Raw genomic sequence first — 1,240 nt, forward strand, 5'->3', positions numbered from 1 at the left:
GTGGAGGTGGTGCGGTATCGGACGGTGGGTGACGCCTCCTGTACGGCGGCGGTGCGTTCGGATGCCGCGAGTGTGGTGGCGGTGATCGAGGAGGTGGCCGCGACGCGGATCACCGAGCGGGGCGCGACCCGGGGTGACGATCGGGTCAGTGAGGCCGCGATGGAGGACCGGAAGCGGGAGGGGTACTTCTGATGAGCATCGACATGGCGCCGGTCGAGGTGGAGGCGCGGCCGATGGACCTGTTGCGGTTCGCCACGGCCGGGAGTGTGGACGACGGTAAGTCGACGTTGATCGGCCGGTTGTTGTATGACACGAAGTCGTTGTTCACCGATCAGTTGGCGGCGGTGGAGGCGGTCAGCGCGGCGCGGGGGGACGAGTACACGAACCTGGCGTTGTTGACCGACGGGTTGCGGGCGGAGCGGGAGCAGGGCATCACGATCGATGTGGCGTACCGGTATTTCGCGACGCCGCGGCGGAAGTTCATCATCGCGGACACGCCGGGGCACACCCAGTACACGCGGAACATGGTGACGGGTGCGTCGACGGCGGATCTGGCGTTGATCCTGGTGGACGCGCGTAAGGGTCTGGTGGAGCAGTCGCGGCGGCACGCGTTTCTGTGTTCGTTGTTGCGGGTGCCGCATCTGGTGTTGTGTGTGAACAAGATGGACCTGGTCGACTTCGACCGGGAGGTGTTCGAGGCGATCGCGGACGAGTTCACGGCGTTCGCGGCGAAGTTGGACGTGCCGGATCTGACGGTGGTGCCGGTGTCGGCGTTGCGGGGTGACAACATCGTGTCGCGGTCGGAGGACATGCCGTGGTACGAGGGTCCGTCGTTGTTGCATCATCTGGAGCGGGTGCACATCGCCTCGGACCGTAACCTGCAGGATGTGCGGTTCCCGGTGCAGTACGTGATCCGGCCGCAGTCCACGACGGTGACGGACTACCGGGGGTATGCCGGTCAGGTGGCCTCGGGGGTGCTCAAGCCGGGTGACGAGGTGATGGTGCTGCCGTCGGGGTTCACCTCGAAGATCGCGGCGGTGGAGACCGCCGACGGCCCGGTCGACGAGGCGTTCCCCCCGATGTCGGTCACGGTCCGGCTGGAAGACGAGATCGACATCTCCCGCGGGGACATGATCTGCCGGCCGCACAACGCCCCGACCGTGGCGCAGGACATCGAGGCGATGGTCTGCTGGATGGACGAGACCCGCCCCCTGACCGTCGGCGGCCGTTACGCCATCAA

Annotated in this window: 1 protein-coding gene and 1 pseudogene; both read left to right on the top strand. The window is 66.8% G+C overall.

The features are described from left to right. Positions 1-192, top strand: a pseudogene (locus ACFT41_RS32300) (sulfate adenylyltransferase small subunit); the annotation flags it as partial. Next, positions 192-1,240, top strand: a 1,049-nt coding sequence (locus ACFT41_RS32305; RefSeq protein WP_377590554.1) for a sulfate adenylyltransferase subunit 1, incomplete at its 3' end; no start/stop codon positions are given. The pseudogene ACFT41_RS32300 and the gene ACFT41_RS32305, both read left to right, overlap by 1 nt.

Source organism: Micromonospora sp. NPDC057141 (assembly GCF_042670805.1).
In the GTDB taxonomy this organism is placed as follows: Bacteria; Actinomycetota; Actinomycetes; order Mycobacteriales; family Micromonosporaceae; genus Micromonospora.